The 23,623-nt window shown below is 50.5% G+C and carries 24 protein-coding genes; 7 read left to right on the top strand and 17 right to left on the bottom strand.

Going from position 1 to position 23,623, the window contains the following annotated elements; all coding sequences use genetic code 11:
• Position 1 precedes the first annotated feature (1 nt).
• The 13 genes from lpxA to rpsB all read right to left on the bottom strand — a co-directional run bounded on the left by lpxA (position 2) and on the right by rpsB (position 13,258).
• Entirely contained in the window at positions 2 to 790 is a 789-nt protein-coding gene (gene lpxA, locus C9I99_RS25715) for an acyl-ACP--UDP-N-acetylglucosamine O-acyltransferase (protein ID WP_107351688.1), read from the bottom strand.
• Positions 790 to 1,242, bottom strand: a complete 453-nt coding sequence (gene fabZ / locus C9I99_RS25710) for a 3-hydroxyacyl-ACP dehydratase FabZ (protein ID WP_039458239.1) — start codon at positions 1,240 to 1,242, stop codon at positions 790 to 792. Before fabZ ends, lpxA begins: the two co-directional genes overlap by 1 nt.
• Positions 1,243 to 1,336: 94 nt before the next feature.
• Positions 1,337 to 2,365: a UDP-3-O-(3-hydroxymyristoyl)glucosamine N-acyltransferase gene (lpxD, locus tag C9I99_RS25705; RefSeq protein WP_107351687.1), complete on the bottom strand. Its 1,029-nt coding sequence runs from the start codon at positions 2,363 to 2,365 to the stop codon at positions 1,337 to 1,339.
• Positions 2,366 to 2,648: 283 nt separating this feature from the next.
• Positions 2,649 to 3,158 (bottom strand): OmpH family outer membrane protein, encoded by a 510-nt coding sequence (locus C9I99_RS25700; protein WP_107351686.1) that lies wholly within the window; start codon positions 3,156 to 3,158, stop codon positions 2,649 to 2,651.
• Between the two features lie 19 nt (positions 3,159 to 3,177).
• Positions 3,178 to 5,583, bottom strand: a complete 2,406-nt coding sequence (bamA, locus tag C9I99_RS25695) for an outer membrane protein assembly factor BamA (protein ID WP_107351685.1) — start codon at positions 5,581 to 5,583, stop codon at positions 3,178 to 3,180.
• 35 nt (positions 5,584 to 5,618) lie between these two features.
• On the bottom strand, positions 5,619 to 6,971 hold the full coding sequence (gene rseP, locus C9I99_RS25690; RefSeq protein ID WP_107351684.1) for a sigma E protease regulator RseP: 1,353 nt from the start codon (positions 6,969 to 6,971) through the stop codon (positions 5,619 to 5,621).
• Positions 6,968 to 8,164, bottom strand: a complete 1,197-nt coding sequence (ispC, locus tag C9I99_RS25685; protein WP_107351712.1) for a 1-deoxy-D-xylulose-5-phosphate reductoisomerase — start codon at positions 8,162 to 8,164, stop codon at positions 6,968 to 6,970. The genes rseP and ispC overlap by 4 nt, the downstream gene beginning before the upstream one ends.
• A gap of 111 nt (positions 8,165 to 8,275) precedes the next feature.
• Entirely contained in the window at positions 8,276 to 9,124 is an 849-nt protein-coding gene (locus tag C9I99_RS25680; protein ID WP_107351683.1) for a phosphatidate cytidylyltransferase, read from the bottom strand.
• Between the two features lie 143 nt (positions 9,125 to 9,267).
• Positions 9,268 to 10,032, bottom strand: a complete 765-nt coding sequence (locus tag C9I99_RS25675) for an undecaprenyl pyrophosphate synthase (RefSeq protein ID WP_107351682.1) — start codon at positions 10,030 to 10,032, stop codon at positions 9,268 to 9,270.
• 79 nt (positions 10,033 to 10,111) lie between these two features.
• Complete coding sequence (gene frr / locus C9I99_RS25670; protein ID WP_107351681.1) at positions 10,112 to 10,669, bottom strand: ribosome recycling factor; 558 nt, start codon at positions 10,667 to 10,669, stop codon at positions 10,112 to 10,114.
• 82 nt (positions 10,670 to 10,751) lie between these two features.
• A complete protein-coding gene (gene pyrH, locus C9I99_RS25665; protein ID WP_107351680.1) occupies positions 10,752 to 11,480 on the bottom strand; it encodes a UMP kinase in 729 nt (242 codons plus the stop codon).
• 91 nt (positions 11,481 to 11,571) lie between these two features.
• On the bottom strand, positions 11,572 to 12,417 hold the full coding sequence (gene tsf, locus C9I99_RS25660; protein WP_107351679.1) for a translation elongation factor Ts: 846 nt from the start codon (positions 12,415 to 12,417) through the stop codon (positions 11,572 to 11,574).
• Between the two features lie 112 nt (positions 12,418 to 12,529).
• Positions 12,530 to 13,258, bottom strand: a complete 729-nt coding sequence (rpsB, locus tag C9I99_RS25655) for a 30S ribosomal protein S2 (RefSeq protein ID WP_107351678.1) — start codon at positions 13,256 to 13,258, stop codon at positions 12,530 to 12,532.
• A gap of 326 nt (positions 13,259 to 13,584) precedes the next feature.
• Between rpsB and map the strand changes: the two genes are divergently transcribed.
• The 3 genes from map (at position 13,585) to C9I99_RS25640 (ending at position 17,683) form a co-directional block, all read left to right on the top strand.
• Positions 13,585 to 14,460 (top strand): type I methionyl aminopeptidase, encoded by an 876-nt coding sequence (gene map / locus C9I99_RS25650; protein WP_107351677.1) that lies wholly within the window; start codon positions 13,585 to 13,587, stop codon positions 14,458 to 14,460.
• A gap of 163 nt (positions 14,461 to 14,623) precedes the next feature.
• Complete coding sequence (gene glnD / locus C9I99_RS25645; RefSeq protein ID WP_420849267.1) at positions 14,624 to 17,197, top strand: bifunctional uridylyltransferase/uridylyl-removing protein GlnD; 2,574 nt, start codon at positions 14,624 to 14,626, stop codon at positions 17,195 to 17,197.
• A 105-nt stretch (positions 17,198 to 17,302) separates the two neighbouring features.
• Positions 17,303 to 17,683: a DUF3461 family protein gene (locus C9I99_RS25640; RefSeq protein ID WP_107351675.1), complete on the top strand. Its 381-nt coding sequence runs from the start codon at positions 17,303 to 17,305 to the stop codon at positions 17,681 to 17,683.
• Positions 17,684 to 17,754: 71 nt separating this feature from the next.
• Here the strand turns inward: C9I99_RS25640 and C9I99_RS25635 are convergent, their stop codons facing one another.
• The 3 genes from C9I99_RS25635 to C9I99_RS25625 form a co-directional block, all read right to left on the bottom strand.
• Complete coding sequence (locus C9I99_RS25635) at positions 17,755 to 18,219, bottom strand: flavodoxin (RefSeq protein WP_243734696.1); 465 nt, start codon at positions 18,217 to 18,219, stop codon at positions 17,755 to 17,757.
• 81 nt (positions 18,220 to 18,300) lie between these two features.
• Complete coding sequence (gene truC / locus C9I99_RS25630; protein WP_107351674.1) at positions 18,301 to 19,044, bottom strand: tRNA pseudouridine(65) synthase TruC; 744 nt, start codon at positions 19,042 to 19,044, stop codon at positions 18,301 to 18,303.
• Positions 19,045 to 19,046: 2 nt separating this feature from the next.
• On the bottom strand, positions 19,047 to 19,367 hold the full coding sequence (locus C9I99_RS25625) for a YqcC family protein (protein ID WP_107351673.1): 321 nt from the start codon (positions 19,365 to 19,367) through the stop codon (positions 19,047 to 19,049).
• Positions 19,368 to 19,480: 113 nt separating this feature from the next.
• Here C9I99_RS25625 and C9I99_RS25620 point away from each other — a divergent pair, with 113 nt between their 5' ends.
• Positions 19,481 to 20,524 carry a DUF3549 family protein gene (locus C9I99_RS25620; RefSeq protein ID WP_166645517.1) on the top strand — a complete coding sequence of 348 codons (1,044 nt, stop codon included), beginning with the start codon at positions 19,481 to 19,483 and terminating at the stop codon, positions 20,522 to 20,524.
• Between the two features lie 57 nt (positions 20,525 to 20,581).
• Positions 20,582 to 20,887 (top strand): DUF3301 domain-containing protein, encoded by a 306-nt coding sequence (locus C9I99_RS25615; protein WP_107351671.1) that lies wholly within the window; start codon positions 20,582 to 20,584, stop codon positions 20,885 to 20,887.
• 781 nt (positions 20,888 to 21,668) lie between these two features.
• On the opposite strand, the gene C9I99_RS27280 is transcribed toward C9I99_RS25615, so the two are convergent.
• Positions 21,669 to 21,836, bottom strand: coding sequence for a hypothetical protein (locus C9I99_RS27280; protein ID WP_166645516.1), 168 nt, complete (start codon positions 21,834 to 21,836; stop codon positions 21,669 to 21,671).
• A 1,213-nt stretch (positions 21,837 to 23,049) separates the two neighbouring features.
• Between C9I99_RS27280 and C9I99_RS25605 the strand changes: the two genes are divergently transcribed.
• Entirely contained in the window at positions 23,050 to 23,280 is a 231-nt protein-coding gene (locus tag C9I99_RS25605; RefSeq protein WP_107351669.1) for a DUF2789 domain-containing protein, read from the top strand.
• A gap of 28 nt (positions 23,281 to 23,308) precedes the next feature.
• A complete protein-coding gene (locus tag C9I99_RS25600) occupies positions 23,309 to 23,587 on the top strand; it encodes a hypothetical protein (RefSeq protein ID WP_107351668.1) in 279 nt (92 codons plus the stop codon).
• Positions 23,588 to 23,623 lie beyond the last annotated feature (36 nt).

Genomic DNA, 23,623 nt, shown 5'->3' with positions numbered 1-23,623 from the left:
ATTAACGAATAATTCCGCGTTCGGTATTGTTCAGCGCATCAAGCAGCAGGCCGACTGACGGCCACTCTTCGGCCATCTCAGCCAGAACCGGCTTCACTTCTTCCATGGTCTTGCCTGAGCGGTAGATTTCCTTGTAGGCACGACGCAGCGCATGCAGTTCTTTCTTCTCAAAGCCGTTACGCTGCAAGCCAACCAAGTTCAGGCCGTAAGGGGTCGCATGGTTACCCTGCGCCAGTACGTATGGAGGGACGTCCTGAACCACGGCCGAACAACCACCAACATAGCTGAAGGCACCGACAGTACAGAAAGGGTGGATAGCAGACAGTGCCATCACACCGGCATGATCCGCAACCGTCACATGGCCACCAAGAATAGAGTTATTACCTATGTGGGTATGATCACCGACCACAACATCATGGGCAATATGGGCATTAACACACAGCAGGTTATCGTTACCTACGATGGTTACGCCTTTATCCTGAATGGTACCACGATGGATCTGAACGCTTTCGCGGATCACATTGCGGTCACCAATTTCAAGGCGAGTCGGCTCACCATTATACTTCTTGTCTTGGCACTCTTCGCCGACAATCGCATACGGGAAAATACGGTTATCATTACCGATCTTGGTCGGGCCCTTGATCACGACATGTGACATGATCTCGTTGCCATCACCGATTTCGACATCTTTGCCAATATAGGTAAACGGACCAACCGTAACATTGGCGCCAATCTTAACGCCTTCTTCGATCACCGCCGAAGGGTGAATCTGCGCAGTTTCGTGGATCATTAAAACTCTCGTCTTGCACATTTGAGCTCAGCAGAACAAACCACTTCGCCATCAACTTTCGCTACACCATTAAACATAGCAATACCGCGGCGCTCCTTCAGGAATTCAACCTCGATAACCAGCTGATCGCCAGGCACTACCGGTTTACGGAATTTACCATTATCGACGCTGGCAAAGTAATACAACTCATTTTCCGCCGGCGCACCGAAGGTTTTGAATGCCAACAAGCCAGTAGCCTGTGCCATTGCCTCGAGGATCATCACGCCTGGGAAAACAGGCATCTTCGGAAAGTGGCCCGTAAACTGAGGTTCGTTTACCGACACATTTTTAATGCCAGTCAGGGTTTTACCTTCTTCGTAATGCGTTACGCGGTCAATCATCAAAAACGGGTAACGATGCGGAAGAAGCTCTTGAATTTCCGTGATATTCAGCGTTTTATTTTCGCTAGTCAAAACTGAATTCCTGTTTAAAATATTAAAAATACGGTGTGCTAGAAAAGCAAAGCGACCAGCCTAACCGGCCGCTAAAGTTGTCACTGACCCGGCCTTATTCGCCTTTCTCTGCCAGTTGCTTTTCAACGGCTTTAAGACGCTTGTTCATCTCGTCGATTTTCATGGTACGAGCTGCGGTCTTACGCCACTCTTTGTTTGGCTGAAGCGGGATACCGGAAGAGTACATCCCCTTCTCTTCAATGCTGCGCATCACCATTCCCATGCCGGTAATCGTAACGCCATCGGCGATCTCGATATGGCCATTAAGCACTGATGCACCACCAATAATACAGTATTTGCCAATTTTGGTACTGCCGGCAACAATAGTACCACCCGCCATTGCCGTACCATATCCGATCTGCACATTGTGGGCGATTTGCATCTGGTTATCGATAATCACATTATCGTCGATAATCGTATCGTCAAGCGCACCACGGTCAATAGTAGTACATGCGCCGATTTCTACGCGATTGCCGATGCGTACGCTGCCCAGCTGCGGGATTTTCACCCACTCGCCTTTATCATTCGCGTAACCGAAGCCATCTGCGCCAATCACAGTACTCGACTGCACCAGACACTGCTCACCCAATACCACATTGTGGTAAATCGTGACATTGGCCCATAACTTGGTACCTGCGCCTATCTGGGCATTTTTACCAATGAAGCAACCAGCACCAATTTGGGCGTTGTCACCAATGCATGCACCGGCTTCGATCACGGCGTTATGGCCAATAGCAACGTTCTCACCCAGTACTGCCGTTGGATCCACATAGGCCGACGGTGCAATGTCTGACGCACAAGCCGGTGTGGTATCCAACAGTTGGGCTACCAGGGCATAGCCTAGGTAAGGGTCAGCCAATAGCAGGGCATTGCCTTCGAACCCTTCGGCATCAGCCTCTTTGAGCATCACCGCCGCCGCTTGGCATTCTGCCAACTGCTTACGGTATTTACTGCTCGACAGGAAAGTGATCTGGCCTTCACCGGCCGTCGCCATTCCCGCAATAGATTCGATAACTACCGTGCCATCACCACGAAGTTCAGCACCCAGCTTAGTTGCTATATCAGCAAGAGTCATTCCAGCCATTCGATACCTTATAATTTCTAATTCTTTGTTGGCATACCTGAGGATCAACAGAATACTGTCTGCTTGGTATTGCCTACCAACCGGTAATTCTATCTCGTCGCAACAACAGAACACCCCAAAATTTCAGGGCCTATGTTGACGCAGAATACCATTCCACTTGGTAAGACCAGTATGCGATAGGGCTTTGCGCCCAAAATAAAACAAGTCGAAAGCATGAAGTTTACCAAAGTATCCCCCATCCTTTCGACTTATAGATAGATTTTCTGAGACGTTAAGGCAAACCTTACTTAACGGCAGAAATCACTTTAGAAGACAGATCATCTTTCGGGCTAGCATAAAGCACCGCATTGGCATCAACCACGATATCGTAGCCTTCGCGCTTGGCAACATCTTGAATAGCCTGACGGATTTTCTGAACCAGCTTCTGCTCTTCCTCGGCACCACGGCGGCGCTGATCTTCCTGCAGAGCCTGAGCCTTCAGCTTATAGTTAGACTCCAGGCTTTGCATTTCACGCTGCAGCTTGGTTTTCTCGCTTGAGCTCATCAACTCGCCGTCGCGCTTCATCTTCTCGACTTTGGTCTTCATGCTGCCTTCGATACCACGCAGCTCAGCAATGCGGTCTTTGAACTCATTACGGAGTTTCTCAGGCACATTGTAGCGCTGGGCCAACTGGGCCATCGCTTGACTGGTTGCCACGTAGCCCACCTTTTGTGCGGCTTCTGCGGCTTGGGCATAAAATGACGATGACAGAATTACAAGGCTAAGGCCAGCCGCTTTCATCCATTGTTTCAAAAGGTATCTCCTCAAATATTTAGAATGTTCGACCAATTGTGAAAGTGAAGAACTCTTCATCATCACCCTCGTATTTCTTGATTGGCTTAGCAACCGAGAATACGAGCGGTCCCATTGGCGACATCCATTGTAGGGCTGCACCATAAGATGCACGAATCAACGATGGATCGGAATAATCGTGGATGTACAAGCCATCCGAGTCACGTAGGTCATATTCCGTATCCCACACGGTACCGGCATCAACAAACACACTGGTACGAATCTGGTTGCGGACCTCCAAGGAGGCAAACGGCGTTGGGACGATCAGCTCCATACTGGCCAGCGCCACGGCATTACCACCGGCCGCATCATCCGAACCAATCAGATCCGGGTTATTACCGCCGCCGCTGTAATCCAGATAGACCGCTTTCGGGCCAACGGTATTCGAACGGAATCCTCGTAAGGTCGAGAAGCCCCCCGCATAGTAGTTTTCATAGAACGGCAACAGCTGGTCACTGCCATTGTCGGTCGTACCATAACCGTTACCGTAGCCGACTCGGCCACGAAGCAACAGGCTATAGTCGTGGTCTTCCGTCAGCGGGAAGTACTGGCGCACATCATACTGAGCTTTGAAGAACTGGGCATCTGAGCCCGGAACCGTCATCCGGAACGAGGCACGCTGGTGGTTACCGGCCGTTGGGAAGTAGCCTCGGTTGAGGTTATTTCGGGTCCAGGACACCGACCAGTTAAAGTCATCCAGGTCGATCACGTTATCACCACGGTCAAATCCGTGGATCTGCTTGAATTTCTCGATCTGATAATATTCCTGGGTATTGGAGATCTTGTTGTGATCATAACCCAAGCCAAACTCGAAGAAGTTCAGTTCATCAAACGGGAAACCCCATGTCAGGCTGGCACCGTAGCTCTGGTTGGTATAGTCCGAGATGTTAGCATCTGACGCTTCGAACTCGTTGTAATACACCTTACCACCCAGACTAATCCCATCGAGGGTGAAGTACGGATCCCGGTATTCCAAGCTCACGTTCTTCTGGTAGTCGTTCATCATCGCATTGATGCCGAAGCGGTTACCGGTCCCCAGGAAGTTATCCTGCTGAATACCCGCCTGGAAGCTGATACCTGACTCGGTACCATAGCCGACACCGAAGTTGATGTTACCGGCGTTGGCCTCCTTGACGGAATACTGCAGGTCAACCTGATCATCGGTACCCGGCACACGGACAGTTTGGACATCTACCGTTTCAAAGAAACCGGTACGGCTCAAACGTTCTTTACCTCGCTCGACAGAACGGGAGTTCAGCCAGCTACCTTCCATCTGGCGCATTTCACGGCGCAAGACTTCATCTTTGGTTGAGGTATTGCCCGAAAAAGCGATATTACGCACATAGATACGTTTACCCGGCTCAACATTGATAATCAACGTTACTTGCTGATTATCGTCATCGAAATCAGGCATGGTGTTAACTTGTGGGTAGGCATAGCCGAGTTCACCGAGCTTGCGCTTGAGTGCCTCTTCCAGCGCCGTCACTTCCGCTCCGCTGTACACATCACCGCTATTGATAGCGACCAAGGCTTCCAGTTCGGCACTTTTGCCCAACAAGTTACCACGCAACTGCACGCTATCGACCTTGTACTGTTCACCTTCATCGACTTTCAGGGTGATATATACCCCTTTCTTGTCCGGTGAGATCGCTACCTGGGTCGAGTCGAGGCGGTACTTGAGGTAACCGTTATTCAGGTACATCGAGCGCAGGGTCTCAAGATCCCCAGCCAGTACCTGCTTTTGGTATTTTTTGTCAGCAAAGAAGTTCCACCACGACACTTCCGACTGCAACTTGAATTTATCGCGCAGATCTTCATCACTGAAGACATTGTTACCAATAAAGTTGATCTGCTGGATCTCAGCCGACACACCTTCGGTAAAAACAAACTTCAAGTCTGCACGGTTTCGCGGTAGCGGGGTCACCACAGCTTGCACTGTCGCGTTGTATTTACCCACACTGTAGTAGAAGTCTTCCAACCCTTTTTCAATTTTACTCAGGGTAGTCCGATCGAGAGATTCACCAATACGGACACGGGACGCATCCAGGTTCTCTGTCAGCTGCTCTTCCTTGATAGCCTTGTTGCCGGAGAAGGTAATACTGGCAATCGTCGGGCGTTCCTGCACCTGAACCAGCAAGGTATTACCATCTCGGAAAACCTGGATATCCTCGAAATTACCCGACGCAAACAGCGATTGGATCATTCCGGAAATATCACCGTCATCAACATTGTCTCCAACCCTGACAGGCATTTGGAGCAATGCGGCACCCAACGTCACACGCTGGAGGCCCTCAAAGCGGATATCGTCTACTACAAATTGTTCCGCACTCTGCGCCATACTACTGCTTAGCAGTAGCGATGCGACCAACAGTTTTTTCATCGCCATTACTGTTCTGATTATTCCTTGCTAAAACGCTCTTATTAAAGGCGGGTAAAATCATTGAATAGCGCAACAGCCATTAATGCAACCAAAATGGCTGAGCCCACTCTATAGCCTATATCCTGAACACGTTCAGAAACAGGACGACGTGTTACCGCTTCGATGGCAAAAAACATCAAATGCCCACCATCCAATACTGGAAGCGGCAACAGGTTGACAATCCCCAGGTTGACACTGATCAAAGCCAAAAAGCCCAGAAAATACACCATGCCGTAATCGGCGGTCATCCCTGCCCCTTTGGCAATCGAAATCGGGCCACTCAAATTTTTCATTGCGACATCACCGGTGACAAGTTTAGTCACCATATCAAAGGTCAGTGTCACGAGTTGCCACGTTTTCTCCGCAGCTTTGCCCACCGCCTCAATCGGTCCATACTGCAAGTTTATGCGGTACGATTCAGGCCATGGGTCAACATTTGGTGCAAACCCTGCATAGCCGACAAGCTCATCTCCCTCAGCTTTTGCCTCTGGGGTCAAGGACAAGGTCACCGGCACACCGTCACGTAACACCACCATTGTCAGCATCTGCTGAGGATGGGATCGCACGGCATCCACGACCTGTTGCCACTCGGTTACGCTTTCACCGCCGATTGCAATAATTTCGTCATTTAAGCGCAATCCAGCGGAGATTGCTGCTCCGTCTTCCACAAGTTGTGAAATGACCAGCGTAATTTTAGGCGAGTATGGGGTGATCCCCAATGTCGTCAACACCCGCTCACTTTCCGGGTCAAATGACCAGTCCGACAAATCGAGGTGCTTTACCACTTCGTAGCTGGTACCCGGCGCGGTCACGGTCACGACCATTTCTTTGTCGCCGATGTGGGAGATCATCGCCATATTAACGGATTCCCATTCTGCGGTTTTGATTCCTGAAACGGTCTTTAGTTCCATTCCACCTTCAATTCCTGCTTTGGCAGCTATCGATTGTGGAGCTATTTCGCCAATAACCGGCTTCACCGCAGGGACACCGATCAGATAAACAACCCAGTAAGCAAAAATGGCAAACACAAAGTTCGCCATCGGGCCTGCCGCAACAATAGCGCTACGCTGCCACAGTTTCTTGTTGTTGAAGGCCATATGGCGGCGTTCAGATTCAACCGGCTCGACACGCTCATCGAGCATCTTGACGTAGCCACCCAGCGGGATCATCGCCAGGGTATATTCGGTACCGTCTTTCCCTACTTTACGCCACAGCGCCTTACCAAAGCCGATAGAGAATTTCTCGACATAGACCCCGCAGCGACGTGCCACCCAGAAATGTCCATATTCGTGAACGGCAATGAGTATTCCAAGGGCAAGCAGAAACGCGCCTAGGTTCCATAATATTCCTGTCATAACGCTACCTTACGTATTACTTCCTGTGCCAAGACTCTGGCTATTCTATCCAGCTCAAGCACGCTTTCCAAGTCGGCTGGCTCCATCAGCGCCGCAGAATCCATGACTTGACGATTAACCTTGGCAATATCGGTAAAGCCTAGGCGGTTCCCCAAAAATGCAGCGACAGCTTCTTCATTAGCAGCATTGAGGGTCGTGGTGGCAGCCTGGCCACTGAAGCAAGCATCCATCGCCAGCTTCAGGCAAGGATAGCGGGCAAAGTCCGGCTTTAAGAAGGTAAACTCACCGACCTGACTAAAATCAAGCGGCGCAACACCCGCCTCTACTCTTTCAGGATAGGACATCGCACAGGCAATCGGGGTTCTCATATCAGGTAACCCCATTTGGGCCAGGACAGAGCCGTCTTTATACTGCACCATGGAGTGGATAACCGACTGCGGGTGAATAATCACATCCATCTGCTCACGCGAGGCGTTGAACAGCCAGCGGGCCTCGATAAACTCCAGTCCCTTGTTCATCATGGTGGCCGAGTCAACCGAGATTTTCGGCCCCATCGACCAATTCGGGTGGGCTATGGCCATCGCAGGCGTCACCGCGGCCAGTTCGCTGATCTCGGTATAACGGAACGGGCCGCCTGAGCCAGTCAGCAGAATCTTACTCACCCCAGCAGCATCAAGATCACAATACCCCATCGCACGCTGCACCTGCTCTGGCAGGCTTTGGAAAATGGCATTATGCTCGCTGTCTACCGGCAATAGCTCGGCACCGTACTCGCGGCAGGCATCGATAAACATCTGGCCGGACATCACCAAAGCTTCTTTGTTGGCCAACAAAATACGCTTGCCGGCCTTGACCCCTGCCATGGTTGGTAGCAGGCCTGCAGCCCCGACAATCGCCGCCATCACGGTGTCAATCTCATCAAGCGAAGCAACCTGGCACAAGCCGGCCTCGCCGGCCAATACCTCGGTAGCCAGCCCTTGCTGTTTAAGTAGAATGCGTAGTTCCGCCGCGGCACCCTCCGAGGCCATCGCCGCATATTTCGGTTGCCACAATCGACACAGCTCAAACATTTTCTGGCTATTGCTTCCCGCAGCCAATGCAACAACGTCAAACAACTCAGGATTCTGTGCAGCAACAGCCAATGTGCTGCTCCCTATAGATCCCGTCGCACCAAGAATCGTTAACTTACGCATACTATCACTTAACAATAAACAATCATTGACAGGCCAATTGAGCATGGCACTCAAGCCGGCAGCAAACAAGTCAGTCATGACTCACACTGCCGGCCAGAAAAGGAGGTTAGCCTACACTAACCATAAATACAGTAGGGCAAAAACAGGAAGGGCGGCTGTCAGGCTATCAATTCGGTCAAGAATACCACCGTGGCCAGGCAAGATATTACCGCTGTCTTTAATGCCTGACGCACGCTTGAACATGCTCTCAACCAAGTCACCCAACACCGAGGCAACCACCGTCACGACCGCAATCAGTAGCAAACTGGACAGGCTAGCAAACGGAATGTCCATCAGTGCCGCGCCGCCCCAGGTGACTGCTACAGCCAAGACCGCACCGCCGACTAAGCCTTCAATCGTCTTATTCGGGCTCACTGCCGGCGCCATCTTGTGTTTACCAAACCGCTTACCGGAGAAATAAGCGCCAGTATCAGCGGCCCACACCAAGAAGCAGACCAACAGTACCAGTTTGGCACCATGATAGGGATTGTCGAGGTAATTAACGGCCCGGAGCATCAACACCCCCCAGAAGAAAGGTAGCAGGGTCAACAAACCAAAGAGGTGCTTTAGAGGAGGGACGGTTGACCAGAATTTGGTACTGCCTGGATAGCTGATCGCCAATGCCGAGGCGACAATCCACCATAGCCCACCCACCAGCAACATGGCCTGGTGGGATGATGCCAGCGCAGACAAGGCTTCAACATCGGTTGGCATAGCGACCAGCGAAACAAGCATGGCTGCTGCCGGTATGATCATCGCGACAAGGCGCGATTTTGTTTCAACAAATTGTGTCCACTCCCAGAAACCCAGTAGGGTAATTGCCGCAAGGGCTGCAACAAAGGCAGGAAAAGGCAAAAGGAAAATTCCTGCAATAACTAGGGGAGCGAGAATGACTGCGGTGATAATACGTTGCTTAAGCAAACTGCGTCCTCTCATTTTTCTATTGTGACCGAGCCCATCGGCTACGGTGTTTTGGTAATCCGGTTACCAGTAGAAAAGGCATCAAGACCATAGCCAGATGCCCTATAAAATACATAATCCTGCTAGCGCTGACGAGCGAAAAATTACTTATTCATCAATGCATGAATTTGCTCACCCGTGCAGCCAAAACGGCGTTCCCGGTTAACAAACCAAGCAACAGCCTCGACAAGGCTTTGCTCATCGAAATCTGGCCAGTGCTGCTCGGTGAAGTAAAGTTCGGCGTACGCCGCCTGCCACAGCATGAAATTACTGATTCGGCATTCCCCACTGGTACGGATCAGAAGATCGACATCGGGTAAGCCGGCTGTGGATAACCCTGAAGCCAACATATCTTCAGTGATATCAGATTCTGTTAATCCCTGCTCGGACGCTTGCAGAACAAGCCGCTTGGCTGCCTGTAAAATATCCCACTGACCACCATAGTTGGCTGCCACGTTCAGCACCAAACCGGTATTGTCGGCGGTCAAGGCTTCTGCATCTGCGATTTTCTTCTGCAGGCGCTCGCTGAATCGGCGGGTGTCACCGACAATGCGCAAGCGAATATTGTTCTTGTGCAGGCGCTTCACTTCACGACTAAGTACCGTCATGAACAATTCCATCAGCAAGGAGACTTCATCCTCGGGGCGTCGCCAGTTCTCACTGCTAAAAGCAAACAGAGTGACAACCTGAATCCCCAAGCGACTCGCGGTCGAGACAGTCTTACGTACAGCTTCAACGCCGGCCTTGTGGCCAAACACTCGAGGTTTGCCCTTGGCTTTTGCCCAGCGACCATTGCCATCCATAATTACGGCAACGTGCTTTGGCAAACTATCAGTACCAAGCGCAGTATCGATTGTATGCTCTGCCATACATATCCCTCAAAAAAAAGCGCTGTGCTGCACGCACAGCGCCCTAAACCATATCAAGCTATCGAATTAAGGCCAGGCCTTAAACTTCCATTAGCTCTTTTTCTTTCACTTCTAGGATCACTTCGATGTCCTTAACCGCTGCATCAGTCAGCTTCTGGATATCGTCCTGAGCGCGACGGTCGTCATCTTCAGAGATTTCTTTATCTTTAAGAAGCGCTTTTACGTCTGCGTTGGCGTCACGGCGAATGTTACGGATAGCAACACGGCCCTGCTCTGCTTCAGCGCGAACGATCTTAACCAGATCACGACGGCGCTCTTCTGTAAGCGGTGGCAATGGAACGCGGATCACAGTACCGGCTGACATTGGGTTAAGACCCAGATCAGACATCATGATCGCTTTTTCAACTTTCTGCGTTAGCTCTTTGTCGAATACCGTGATAGCCAGAGTACGAGAGTCTTCAGCAACAACGTTTGCCAGCTGCTTAAGCGGCGTGTTTGCACCGTAATACTCAACGTAGATAGTGTCTAGCAGGCTTGGGTGTGCACGACCAGTACGTACTTTAGCCAGTTGGTTTTTCAGCGCTTCAACGCTTTTGCCCATGCGCTCTTGCGCATCTTGTTTGATTGCATCAATCACGATTAATACCCTTAATGATTCGGTAAAGACGGGAGCCTAGGCGCTCCCGATAAGAATAAGTGGCGTCACTTACTCGCAAGACTTAGTCGTTAGAGATCAACGTACCTTCCTGCTCACCCATCACCACGCGGCGTAGGGAACCAGGTTTGTTCATGTTGAACACGCGAATTGGCATGCTGTGATCGCGAGCAAGCGTAAATGCGGCCAGATCCATTACTTTCAGTTCTTTCTCAAGAACATCCTGAAAGCTTAGCTTATCACAAAGAACAGCATCTGGGTTCTTAACTGGGTCATCTGTGAACACACCGTCAACTTTTGTTGCTTTCAACACAACATCCGCTTCGATTTCGATACCACGCAAACATGCAGCAGAGTCCGTAGTAAAGAACGGGTTACCGGTACCAGCAGAGAAGATGACTACACGGCCCTGGCGCAACTGGCTAATCGCATCAGCCCAGTTGTAGTTGTCACAAACACCATTAAGAGGAATGGCTGACATTACTCGAGCGTTCACATAGGCACGGTGTAGCGCATCACGCATTGCCAAACCGTTCATCACGGTTGCTAGCATACCCATGTGATCGCCCACAACTCGGTTCATACCTGCTTCAGCTAGGCCTGCACCACGGAACAGGTTACCACCACCAATAACAAGGCCAACCTGTACACCGAGTTCAATCAGTTCTTTGATTTCCTGAGCCATACGGTCAAGAACTTGTGCATCAATACCAAAACCTTCGTCGCCCTGCAGTGCTTCCCCACTGAGTTTGAGTAGAATACGTTGATAAGTCGGTTTAGGATTCGTGGTCATTAGTTTACCTTCCAGGCTTACAAATATAGAAACGGAGTTGTAAAAAGACCGCAGCCTAGGCTACGGTCTTTGGAGTTCTTAGCAAGAAGGATTAACCCTTCTGTACTGCTGCTACTTCTTCGGCGAAGCTCATTTCTTGAGCTTTCTCGATACCTTCACCAACTTCTAGGCGGATGAAGTTAGTTACAGTAGCGCCTTTAGCTTTCAGCATCTGACCAACAGTTTGAGATGGGTCCATGATGAATGCTTGACCAGTTAGAGAAACTTCACCGGTGAATTTCTTCATACGGCCAACAACCATTTTCTCTGCAATCTCTTGAGGCTTGCCAGATTCAACAGCGATAGCTACTTGAATTTCTTTCTCTTTCTCAACTACGTCAGCTGGTACGTCTTCTGGGTTAACGAACTCAGGCTTAGATGCAGCAACGTGCATTGCAACGTGCTTGATAGTTTCTTCGTCAGCTTCACCAGCAACAACAACACCGATACGGTCGCCGTGACGGTAAGAACCAACTTTAGCACCTTCGATGAACTCAACGCGACGGATAGAGATGTTCTCACCGATTTTCGCAACTAGAGCGATACGCGCGTCTTCGAACTTAGCTTGAAGTGCAGCGATGTCTAGACGCTCAGTTAGAGCGGCTTCTAGAACTTCGTTAGCAAATGCTAGGAAGTTTGCATCTTTCGCTACGAAGTCAGTTTGGCAGTTAACTTCAAGAAGTGCTGCAACGCCGTCAGCGTCTTTGATTAGGATTGTACCTTCAGCAGCAACGTTACCTGCTTTTTTAGCAGCCTTAGCAGCACCGCTCTTACGCATGTTTTCGATCGCTAGTTCAATGTCAGCGTTCGCTTCAACAAGCGCTTTTTTACATTCCATCATGCCTGCGCCAGTACGTTCGCGCAGTTCTTTAACTAGGGCAGCTGTAACTGTTGCCATCGTTATATCCTCAGTTTAAATACTTGATATAAAAATCAGGGGCCGACAATAGGCCCCTGGTAACCATACTTAGTTTACACAAGGTAACTTAAGATGCTCAAAGAGCTGGTTATTATTCAGCTTCTACGAAACCGTCTTGTTCAGCTTGAACAACGATATCTTGGTTGCGAGCTTCAGTAACAGTTTGAGCAACAGCACCAGTGTAAAGCTGGATAGAACGGATTGCATCATCGTTACCAGGAACAACGAAGTCAACGCCATCTGGGTTAGAGTTAGTATCTACAACAGCAAATACAGGGATACCCAGGTTGTTCGCTTCTTTAATAGCGATGTGCTCGTGATCAGCATCGATTACGAACATTGCGTCTGGTAGGCCGCCCATGTTCTTGATACCGCCTAGAGACTTCTCAAGCTTTTCCATTTCACGAGTACGCATTAGCGCTTCTTTCTTGGTTAGCTTGTCGAAAGTACCGTCTGTAGACTGAGTTTCAAGATCTTTAAGACGCTTGATTGACTGACGAACAGTTTTCCAGTTAGTCAGCATACCACCCAACCAGCGGTTGTTTACGTAGTACTGGTCACAGTTAACTGCAGCTTCTTTGATAGATTCGCTGGCTGCACGCTTAGTACCAACAAAAAGAACTTTACCCTTGCGAGCAGCAATCTTGTTGATTTCTGCAAGAGCGTCGTTGAACATTGGTACAGTTTTCTCAAGGTTGATGATATGTACCTTGTTACGAGCACCGAAGATGAATGGCTTCATCTTTGGGTTCCAGTAACGAGTTTGGTGACCGAAGTGTACACCAGCCTTAAGCATGTCGCGCATTGATACAGTTGCCATTGAATAATCCTCTATGGGGTTAGGCGTCCACATACCCCATCTTACCGACCCAGACAACGCCAAAGGCGTTACAGCTTCGCGAAAAGCTGCTGGGCACCCCGGAAGACGTGCCGATATGTGTGAATGATTAATTAAAGTTTAGTGTAACCGGCATGACTGGGTCGAAACTCAATCATCCAATTACGGCGCGCTTTATACCATATTTCCCTTACTAAAATCCAGTCCCAATGTTTTCAATTCAGTGATTGTACCTAAACTTGGTTTCCATCCAGCCCCCTCACTGTTACCATATAATGAAGAGGTAACAAACAAATAGAGAAGACTGAATGAGCATCAAGATCAAAACGGCTGAAGAGATCGAAAAAATGCGCGCAGCCGGCCGTTTGGCCGCTGAAGTGCTGGAAATGATCGAACCTCACATCAAAGAAGGTGTGACGACAGACGAGCTAAACCAAATCTGTCATGATTATGCGTTGGAGAAAGGCGCCTACTCGGCCCCACTTGATTACCACGGTTTTCCAAAGTCTATCTGTACGTCTATCAACCACATCGTATGCCACGGCATTCCTGCCAGCCAGGATGAGATGGGGAGCAACGGCCAGATGAAACCAGCTGTTCTCAAGAACGGCGATATCATCAATGTTGATATCACGGTCATTGTACCGAATGACGAAAATGCCGATTTGAGCGTACGTCCAACGGGCTACCATGGCGATACGTCAAAAATGTTCCTGGTCGGCGATGTAACGCCTGCGGACAAGCGTCTCTGCCGCGTCACTCAGGAAGCCTTGTATGTGGGTATGCGCAAGGTCAAGCCAGGCGCCCGCGTAGGTGATATCGGTACCGCGATTGAGAAGTTCATCAAAGACAACAACAAGAAGAATCCTTTAAACAAGTATTCAATTGTTAAAGATTTCTGCGGCCACGGTATCGGCAGTGAATTCCACGAAGAGCCTCAGGTTGTACACTACCGCAATAGCGACCGCTCGGTACTCAAGGCCGGTATGTGTTTCACTATCGAACCGATGATCAATGCCGGTAAATTCGGTTGCACCGTTGATGCCGCCGATGACTGGACGGTTTACACGGGCGATGGCAAAAAATCAGCGCAGTACGAACACACGATTGTAGTGACTGAAACGGGCTGTGAAGTGTTGACTCTGCGTAGCGATGACACTATCCCGCGTCTGATGAATAACTAAGTCACGCCTTAGCATGATTGAAGATTCTCTGAGCCGACCTTTGGGTCGGCTTTTTTATTGCTATCAGTCCCGACCGTGATAGGGTTATATCAAGAGTATTGACTATGCACGGACGGCAATGACAGATCCTATTTCTCACCCAACAACCGAACAGGTTGACCCCATGGCGCCAGAGCAGCTCCGCCAAGAGCTGGATCAGTTTACCGACAGCCAGAAGGCCCAGTTTCTGGCCCATACCCCGGTAACGAATTTGGTCGAAGCCCGATCACGCTATACCGACCACCTACTCGACCGACTGTGGCAGCACTTTGGCCTTACCGAGCACCCAACGCTGGCCCTAGTTGCCGTCGGTGGTTATGGACGCGGCGAGTTACATCCCCTGTCGGATGTCGACATCCTTATCCTCAGCCAGGCACCAATTGACGATAACACCGGCAGCACGATCAGTGCCTTCCTCACCCTGCTGTGGGATCTCAAGCTCGATGTCGGCCACAGTGTCCGTACAATTGATGAGTGCATTACGATTGGCCTTGATGATCTGACGGTGGCAACTAACCTGCAGGAGTCACGCTGGCTATGCGGCAACCCAGAGACCTACCAGCAGCTGGAAGAGCGGCTTAACGACGGTAATTTCTGGCCCAGCGAGCAATTCTACCAAGCCAAGCTGGACGAACAGAAAACCCGCCATGCCCGCTATCACGATACCACCTATAACCTTGAACCGGACATCAAATCCAGTCCCGGAGGCCTGCGCGACATCCACACCTTGAGCTGGGTGGCCCGCCGTCATTTTGGGGCCACCAGCCTGCTTGAAATGAGCCGCTTTGGCTTCCTGACCGATGCCGAATACCGTGAGTTGGTCGAATGCCAAGACTCGTTGTGGCGGATCCGCTTTGCCCTCCATAGCGAGCTACGTCGCTATGACAACCGCCTGACCTTCGGCCACCAAGCCTCAGTGGCAGAGTTGCTGGGCTACCAGGGTGAGGGCAACCGCGGGGTCGAAATGATGATGAAAGATTTCTACCGTACCCTGCGCCGTGTTGCCGAGCTCAACAAAATGTTACTGCAGCTGTTTGATCAGGCCATTCTGAATAAGGGTACTGCCCCCGATGCCATCGTACTTGATGACGATTTCCAGTTGCGTGGCCACCTTATCGAGGCAACAAAACCGGCACTATTCCAAGCGAGGCCGGAAACTATCCTCGATATGTTCCTGCATGTTGCCCGTAACTCACAGATAGAAGGGATTGCCGCCCCGACCCTTCGACAACTGCGTACCGCCCGCCGCCGACTTAACCGTTTTCTGATTGAGATCCCAGCAGCGCGGGATAAATTCATGGAGCTGGTTCGTCAACCAAACTGTCTGCAAAAAGCCTTCCGCCTAATGCATCGCCATGGTGTGCTGTCTGCCTACCTGCCACAATGGAGCCAGATTGTCGGTCAGATGCAGTTTGATCTGTTCCATGTCTATACTGTCGATGAGCATACCGTCAGGCTGCTCAAGAACCTCAATAAATTCAACGATCCGATTAACCGGGATCGACACCCGATCTGCTGCGAAGTGTATCCTAGGGTTGCCAAGAAAGAGATCCTCCTACTCGCGGCCATCTTCCATGATATAGCCAAAGGACGCGGCGGCGATCACTCCGAGCTCGGCGGCGTCGATGCCTATGATTTCTGCCTGCAGCACGGCTTGTCCAAACCCGAGGCCAACCTGGTCAAATGGCTGGTCAACCAGCACTTGCTGATGTCGGTCACCGCCCAGCGCCGTGATATCTACGATCCTGAAGTGATCACCGAGTTTGCCAAGGAAGTCCGTGACGAAGAACGGCTCGATCACCTGGTCTGCCTCACTGTGGCTGATATTTGCGCTACCAACCAAGAATTGTGGAACAGCTGGAAGCGTACCCTACTGGCCGAGCTGTATTACTCGACCCAGAAAGCCCTGCGCCGCGGGCTGGAAAACCCGCCCGATATTCGTGAGCGGATCCGCCACAACCAACAGATGGCTTCAGCCCTGCTGCGGAGCGAGGGGTTTGCGCCTCGCGATATCGAAGTGTTGTGGCAGCGCTTTAAGGCAGACTATTTCCTGCGCCATACCCACAAGCAAATCGCCTGGCATGCCGAAGCTATCCTCAAGCATGAGGATCATAGTAAGCCTCTGATCTTGATCAGCCAAAAACCGACCCGTGGCGGTACTGAAGTCTTTGTTTACTGTCGCGACAAAGCAAAATTATTTGCTATCGTTGTCTCCGAGCTAGACAAGAAAAACCTCAGTGTTCACGATGCCCAGGTCATGACCAGCAAGGATGGTTTTGCCCTCGATACCTTCATGGTGCTTGATCCTACCGGCAAGGCCCTGAGTGAAAGCCGCCACCAGACGGTGCGCCGGGCACTGGTCAACGCCCTGACCCACATGAAGTCCGATCGAAAGAAGAAACGTCCACCCTACAAACTGCAGCACTTCAACGTCAAAACCAAGGTTGACTTCCTGCCAACAAAATCGGGAAAGAAAACCATGATCGAGCTGGTCGCACTGGATATGCCGGGGTTATTGGCCCGGGTCGGCTCGGTGTTTGCCCGACAGCATATCAGCTTACAAGCCGCTAAAATCACCACCATCGGTGAGCGGGCAGAAGATTTTTTTATCGTCACCAATAAAGACGGCGAGCAACTTAGCGAAGAGCAACAAGTACAGCTGAGGGATGCGCTTATAGAGCGACTAGAAAAACAATAACAAAAGACAACGGGAAGGCTAGCGACAGTCACTCCCGTTGCCAAACCAACAACAAGAACAACAAAACGCCAATATCAACACCAATAACAGAAGCACGAGGCCTGTATGTACCCCAACCTCACAGCCATCGGCATTGAAAAGCCGGAAACGATTGAACGCTACAGCCTGCGGCAGGAAGCCGCCAATGACATTTTAAAAATCTACTTTGCCAAGCAAAAAGGTGAGCTCTTTGCCAAAAGCGTGAAGTTCAAATTTCCCCGCCAGCGTAAAACCGTCATGGTCAACAGCGGGAGCCGGGAATACAAGGAAGTCACGGAGATCAACCGCACTCTGACATTTATCATCGATGAGCTTGATCGCATCACCAACAAAAAGCATAGTGAAGTTGATATTAAGAAGAAGATCCTTGGTGACCTGCGTCACCTAGAGCAAGTGGTTAGCCACAAGATCGCCGAGATCGAGGCCGATCTGGACAAGCTAAAATGATCTACCGCGGCCAATAATACAAAGAGCCCAATTAAGGGCTCTTATCACAACAACACCGTCACCAACCAACGTTAGGCTGCATCAGCCTGCTTGGCCCAGCTCTCAAGCCACGGCATGGCCACTTCCAGCGCATCGAAGTTAACGCACGCATCCACATCCAGCCTCTCTGTCAAAGGCTTGGCCTGCAATTGAACCAGCAGCTCATCAAACTGGCGTCCACCACCACAAAAGCGATCTTCACCGTAGCTTGAGTCACCCAGCGCAATCACTCCGTAGCGAAGCCGGGGTACCAACGGGAAGGTATCATTTAGCGCTTGGTAAAGCGGCAGTAAATTATCGGGGATTTCCCCCTGCCCCGTGGTCGAAGACACCACCAGCGCCAGATCCTGCTGGTAGCCGAGGAACTCATCCAACGTCGGTTCCAAGTATAGCTCAACCTTATGGCCGGCTTCCGCCAGATAGCGTACCACTTCTTCTGCAACCTCTTCAGCCCCGCCGAATACCGAGCCGACAAATACACCTACTCTTGCCATCATCCAACACCATCCTTTGTGTTCCATTACCCATTAAATGTGGTCTTTTAAGCGGTTAGATGCAAGTTTATTGGCTATTTGAAGTTACTTGGGAGTAGGTGCCATCAAAGCAGCCTGCCAGCCGAAAGCATCCATTACCCGCATCCACGCTTCATCGACGCCAGCGCGGATATCCAGCTCCTCACCGGTCAGGGGGTGCTGCAGTTGCAAGCGCGAGGCGTGCAACATCAACCGGCGGCAGTCATAATTCTCGCGGAACATCCGGTTATGGCGACCGTCACCGTGGTTAACATCGCCAATAATATGATGACTAAGGTGGTGCATATGGCGACGCAGCTGGTGCTTACGCCCAGTCTCAGGCTTCATCTCTACCAAGCAATAGCGACTGGTTGCATAGCGGCCAACTGGAATATCGGTTTCCACGTTAGCCAACGGGGCATAGGCAGTGATCGCCGACTGGGCTTCTTTGTCTTTATCGGCATTTTTATCGGCAATCTTATCCAGCTCTTCTTTGAGTGGATAATCGAGTACAGCGGCTTCCTTCACCCAGCCACGCACCACGGCATGGTAGGTCTTTTTCACATCCCGTCCGGCGAACAATGGCATCATCAACGATGCGGTTTCACTCGACAGGGCGAACAGCAATACACCGGAAGTCGGTCGGTCTAAACGGTGTAGCGGAAAAACATGCTGGCCAATTTGATCGCGCAGGGTCTGCATGACAAATACCGTCTCATGGCGATCAAGCCAAGACCGGTGTACCAGCATGCCGGCAGGTTTGTTGACCGCGACCAAGTTTTCATCACGGTAAAGGATTTCGAGTTCCATCACTATTTACTCTTAAATAATTGGTCAAGTTCGCGAGTCACAGCCAAGATTGCCGCTTGGCCCTTATTTTCCTTCATCGCTTCCTCAACATAGGGGGAAATTTCAAATGCCGCTGGCAGCGCCATCTTCATGGCAAGCATGTGGTTCAATTTGGGAATAAATATCCACTGCAACCATTGCTCACAGCGCAGGATGTCAATGGCAAACGGCTGGTTACTGCTCAGCGCCTCAGCCGGTGGCAGCTCAACGTCCCAATGTTCATACTCTTGCAATACCGTAGTTAGCCTATCCAGCAACAGCTGGCAATGACGGGATTTATCCATCACGGAACCTCTAAAATGATGAATGTTATTTTGACAAGGGGGCGAAGGATACCACCTCAATGAAGTTTGGGTATATACTCGTTCTCCTTGATTGAGGAGCGCTGAGACTGCCCATGGATAATTTTCATACCCTTACCCAACTCTTAGACAATGCCGGATGCCAATACAAGATTTTCGACCTTGGTCGCCGGGTCAGTGAGATCGACGTAGAGCAATTCAAGGCAGTAGAGGACAACCGCCAGCCCTATCCATGGCCCCTGCAGCAGCATGCCCATCTTTCTATCTCATTCTGGCAAGCTGACAATCCGCCGTGGATCTGGTTTCTGCGCTTACCGCTCGATGAACGCGGCCTGCTAAAGCAAGCGGCTGTCGGTGATTTCATCAAATATGTTATCGAAGCGATGGGGGCAACCCTCAATAGTACCCCGACGGAAGAGGAGCAGGAAAAGCTAGCGGCCAATCCGTATACCTTCAAACCAAGCGATGACAAAATGGCTATCTTCCACGCTCAGCTGCGCAGCCAGCTTTCTTTGTCTGCCAGCCAATATTACGAGCATGCCCAGCACTACCTCACCGGTGAGCAAGGCTGGGAAAAGTGGCAGGGTGTCGGCCTGCAGGGCCTAGCCGATGTGTGTGCCCGTATCAAGCAGGAGAACAATGCCACCTTGCTACGCAAAGCCACCAGCAACCTGCCGCTGACCCCGCTTTATGCTTTGCTCGGTTGTTTGGAACATTGCCAGCTGCCTGAGCCACTGGCTGCTCGCCTGGCCGAGCGCCTGGATGAAGAAACAGCCGTCGATACCCCGGACTTATTCCTTGTCTCAGCCCTGATCCGCGCCCTCTCCGGCGCTGAGACTGCACGGCTTCGTCAACAGCTTGAGCACTTGCTAGCCCAACCGGCCCTCTGCCATCCAGAGGTACTGATTGCTATCGCCGGTCGCTGCTGGAATGGCCTGGCCGATCCCCAAATAGCCAGTACCTTCCTGTTGCGGCTTGCTGAAACGGGCGATCAAGCCCTGTTCAATCAGCTATTTACCGATTTGGTGATGCTGCCAATGCTGCGTGGCATCATGTTGCAGGTGCTACACGGACAAGCTGATCCGGCGCTGGTTGAGGCGATTACCAAGCTTCAGCAACATGCCCGAAGCCCACAATAGTACCGCACCCGGTCGAAAGGCCGGGGAAACAAGGATGTAATGGAGTCAATGTAAGAAATGGATAACCTGTTAGGTATTTTACTACTGGCGATTGTTGGCTACCTGTTCTGGCAACAGCGTAGGCAGACCGAGCGTGCCAATTATTTTATCACCCAACGCTGTGAGCATTTAGGGCTTCAACTGCTCAATACTGCACGGGGGGAGCACCGCCTGCGTGACCGCAACGGCCGTTGGGGATGGCACACCACCTATTTGTTTGAATTTTCCGCCAATGGGCAAGATGCCTACCAGGGGCATATTGTGATGAAGGGGTTCCACCTGCTGACGATCCACATACCGCCCCACAGGATGCCGGGGGAGTAGAAAAAAGAACGGGCGCAACTTTCGTTGCGCCCTTAGGTCTTACATGCAGCAGTCCCGCTACTATGATGCTCCCTGCATCATTCCGTTGAATTGCTGTAATCCGTCAGCATATTCCTTTTATTCTTCGTCCCGAAGTTGTCCATTGGCCGTCCTGACCTGTCAGCATATCCTATCCTGACGCTCAACATCCTTCCTGGAGGGGTCCCTGACTTCGTCCTGAAGAGGTCCATGTGTCATCCTGACGGGTAAACATCCTGCTTACCTTTTGCCGCTCCTCGGCTATCCCTTCACAGTCCTTGTTCGATATACCATCCCAGTACACCGGCCTCATCCTGAGACTCCCCAATCCTTGGGTATTTCCTGTTCCGTTCCGTCAGCTCCTTCCGACACTTATAAGAATACGCCGATCGGCCTAAGAACGTACCGACTGCTGGAGAAAAGATCGGTGGCAATATCGTCCCAACACCGGACTGATAAAATAAAATGCAATTAAAACAATAATATAACTGCGTAGTGGTGACGTAATCCGACTCTTATCACCTAAATCTCCCACGCACTTGTAAGCGATCTCTCACAACAGGGAAAGAGTATTACTGATGAGATGGAAAATGGGCAATTCCACCGTCAGTGATATGACTGAAGCACAAGCGCAAAGGAAGCTGGAACGGGCATTTTGAAAGCAAAAAAGAACGGGCGCAACTTTCGTTGCGCCCTTAGGTCTTACATGCAGCAGTCCGGCTACTATGGTGCTCCCTGCGACAATCCTTGTTGTTCTAAATCCTTAGCGGTAATCCCTAAACCCCATCCCCGGGTTATCCTTGGTAGATCCTTGACCTGTCGCGTTGTCCTTGTACGACTCTCTCATCCTTCCTGGCGGTGTCCCTGCCTTCATCCTGAAGGGTTCCTGCTCATCCTGACGGCAATCATCCTGATCCCCGGCGGTATCCATTCCGTGTCCATGACATCTTGTCAGCTAACGGCCTGTTAGCACTGCCCTTCCTAGGCTTGCAGTATCCTTCTGCGTTTCCGTTCCTGTGCCGCTTTCCTGTCGACAAGGGCCATATTACGCGCCTGGCTAATTCATACAATTGACTATCAGCCAATATATTTCAAACAACACCCATTCACGACGAAAATGAGACAGGCAAGCAACTGATTATTATCGATAAAATCAAGAACACCATCCCTATCTTCGCAATACGGTCTTTGTAATTCTCACAGCTTTGTAAGCGATCTCTCACAAGGGAACAAGACCATATCTGCACCTTGTTGCACAAGCGTAAAATACCATATTTGTTTTTAATTACAGAGAATAATCAAACATTCAACCAGTATAACAAGATGATATACATGTAAAATACTGATTGGGGATTCAGAGACGGGGCTGAAGATCTAAAAGGGTGTTTTGATGGCATGTCGGGCAGCAACAAGCGCGTGATCGTCCAAGGACCCTGGTCCATAGAGCCGCTTTTCTCTGCCCAAAAAAGAGCGGGCGCAACTTGCGTTGCGCCCTTAGGTCTTACTTGCAGCAATCCCGCTACTATGGTGCTCCCTGCATCATTCCATTGACAGCTGTATTCCTTCAGCATTGTCCTTTTTACTTCGTCCTGAAGTGATCCTGTGGCCATCCTGACCCGTCAGTCCATCCTGTCCTGACTCTCAACATCCATCCTGGAGGTGTCCCTGACTTCGTCCTGAAGTGGTCCTTTTGTCATCCTGACTGGTAAACGTCCTGCTTACCTTTTGCCGTTCCTCGGCTATCCCTTCACAGTCCTTGTTCGATATACCATCCTAGTACACCGGTCTCATCCTGAGACTAACCAAATCCTTGGTTTATTTCCTGTTCCGTTCCGTCAGTTCCTTCCGACAGGGTTAATAATACGGATTTCTACGCTGACAAAACAGCAACCTCAAACAAAGTCTTTTGACCTCGAGGTAAGCGACAACTAAACACAACAAACAAAACACTTAATAAACAATAAGATATCCACACACGTCGGGTTTATTCACCTTGTTTATCTGCTTAATGTCCCACATGCTTGTAAGAGATCTCTCACACAGCAATGAGATGAATGGCAGTTTCCAGTCAATAAATCAACGCTAGCGGTCTAAAATATGTCTCTATAATTAGTAAAAACCGTTGTGCCAGCCAAGGAGTGCCCATGGAAACCTTCAACCACAACCTTGCTTCTCTATTCAGCCAATTGGGATTGAACAATTCCAAGGCATTCATAGAAACCTTTCTGGCCGAGCATCGACTCGCCCAGCATGAACAGTTATCTGAAGCCAATTTCTGGCAACCGTCACAAAAGCGTTTTCTCAAGGAATCACAAGAGCAGGATGCCGACTGGTGCGAGGTCATTGACCAGCTTGATGCGTTACTGAGAAAATAGCGTTATTCGGCAGCAACAAGGAAACCGCATGTCCTCAGAAATCACCCAGGCCCTCACCAAGGCTATCGATGCTTTGGTTGCAGAAGGCAAAGAGCCCTCGGTGGCATTAATTAAATCGAGGTTGGCCGATCCCCTGCCAATGCCACTCATCATCAAAGCATTGCAGAGCTGGAAGTCGAGTGCGCGGGTGCCCAAAATTGAAAAAGTCGACCAGCAACCTAGCGCCGAAGCACGCATTGCGGCCCTGGAACAGCAAGTTGCTGCACTGACGGCACGGCTGGAGCAACTGGAAAGCACGCAAGCTTAGTTGGCTGGAGCAACATATCATGGCCTAGGCGCAGGT

Source organism: Photobacterium lutimaris (assembly GCF_003025555.1).
Taxonomy (GTDB): domain Bacteria; phylum Pseudomonadota; class Gammaproteobacteria; order Enterobacterales; family Vibrionaceae; genus Photobacterium; species Photobacterium lutimaris.
The sequence above is the reverse complement of the archived record's forward strand: the minus strand, read 5'-3'. Positions and strand labels throughout refer to the sequence as shown.

Coding starts and splice junctions, on each gene's coding strand:
- C9I99_RS25675 (WP_107351682.1), bottom strand. CDS start 10,032: ATGGCAGAGCATACAATCGATACTGCGCTTGGTACTGATAGTTTGCCA.
- C9I99_RS27280 (WP_166645516.1), bottom strand. CDS start 21,836: ATGGATACCGCCGGGGATCAGGATGATTGCCGTCAGGATGAGCAGGAA.
- pyrH (WP_107351680.1), bottom strand. CDS start 11,480: ATGACCACGAATCCTAAACCGACTTATCAACGTATTCTACTCAAACTC.
- glnD (WP_420849267.1), top strand. CDS start 14,624: ATGGCGCCAGAGCAGCTCCGCCAAGAGCTGGATCAGTTTACCGACAGC.
- C9I99_RS25605 (WP_107351669.1), top strand. CDS start 23,050: ATGGAAACCTTCAACCACAACCTTGCTTCTCTATTCAGCCAATTGGGA.
- rseP (WP_107351684.1), bottom strand. CDS start 6,971: ATGACAGGAATATTATGGAACCTAGGCGCGTTTCTGCTTGCCCTTGGA.
- C9I99_RS25615 (WP_107351671.1), top strand. CDS start 20,582: ATGGATAACCTGTTAGGTATTTTACTACTGGCGATTGTTGGCTACCTG.
- lpxA (WP_107351688.1), bottom strand. CDS start 790: ATGATCCACGAAACTGCGCAGATTCACCCTTCGGCGGTGATCGAAGAA.
- C9I99_RS25600 (WP_107351668.1), top strand. CDS start 23,309: ATGTCCTCAGAAATCACCCAGGCCCTCACCAAGGCTATCGATGCTTTG.
- C9I99_RS25635 (WP_243734696.1), bottom strand. CDS start 18,219: ATGATGGCAAGAGTAGGTGTATTTGTCGGCTCGGTATTCGGCGGGGCT.
- lpxD (WP_107351687.1), bottom strand. CDS start 2,365: ATGGCTGGAATGACTCTTGCTGATATAGCAACTAAGCTGGGTGCTGAA.
- truC (WP_107351674.1), bottom strand. CDS start 19,044: ATGGAACTCGAAATCCTTTACCGTGATGAAAACTTGGTCGCGGTCAAC.
- bamA (WP_107351685.1), bottom strand. CDS start 5,583: ATGGCGATGAAAAAACTGTTGGTCGCATCGCTACTGCTAAGCAGTAGT.
- ispC (WP_107351712.1), bottom strand. CDS start 8,164: ATGCGTAAGTTAACGATTCTTGGTGCGACGGGATCTATAGGGAGCAGC.
- tsf (WP_107351679.1), bottom strand. CDS start 12,417: ATGGCAACAGTTACAGCTGCCCTAGTTAAAGAACTGCGCGAACGTACT.
- map (WP_107351677.1), top strand. CDS start 13,585: ATGAGCATCAAGATCAAAACGGCTGAAGAGATCGAAAAAATGCGCGCA.
- C9I99_RS25620 (WP_166645517.1), top strand. CDS start 19,481: ATGGATAATTTTCATACCCTTACCCAACTCTTAGACAATGCCGGATGC.
- C9I99_RS25625 (WP_107351673.1), bottom strand. CDS start 19,367: ATGGATAAATCCCGTCATTGCCAGCTGTTGCTGGATAGGCTAACTACG.
- C9I99_RS25640 (WP_107351675.1), top strand. CDS start 17,303: ATGTACCCCAACCTCACAGCCATCGGCATTGAAAAGCCGGAAACGATT.
- rpsB (WP_107351678.1), bottom strand. CDS start 13,258: ATGGCAACTGTATCAATGCGCGACATGCTTAAGGCTGGTGTACACTTC.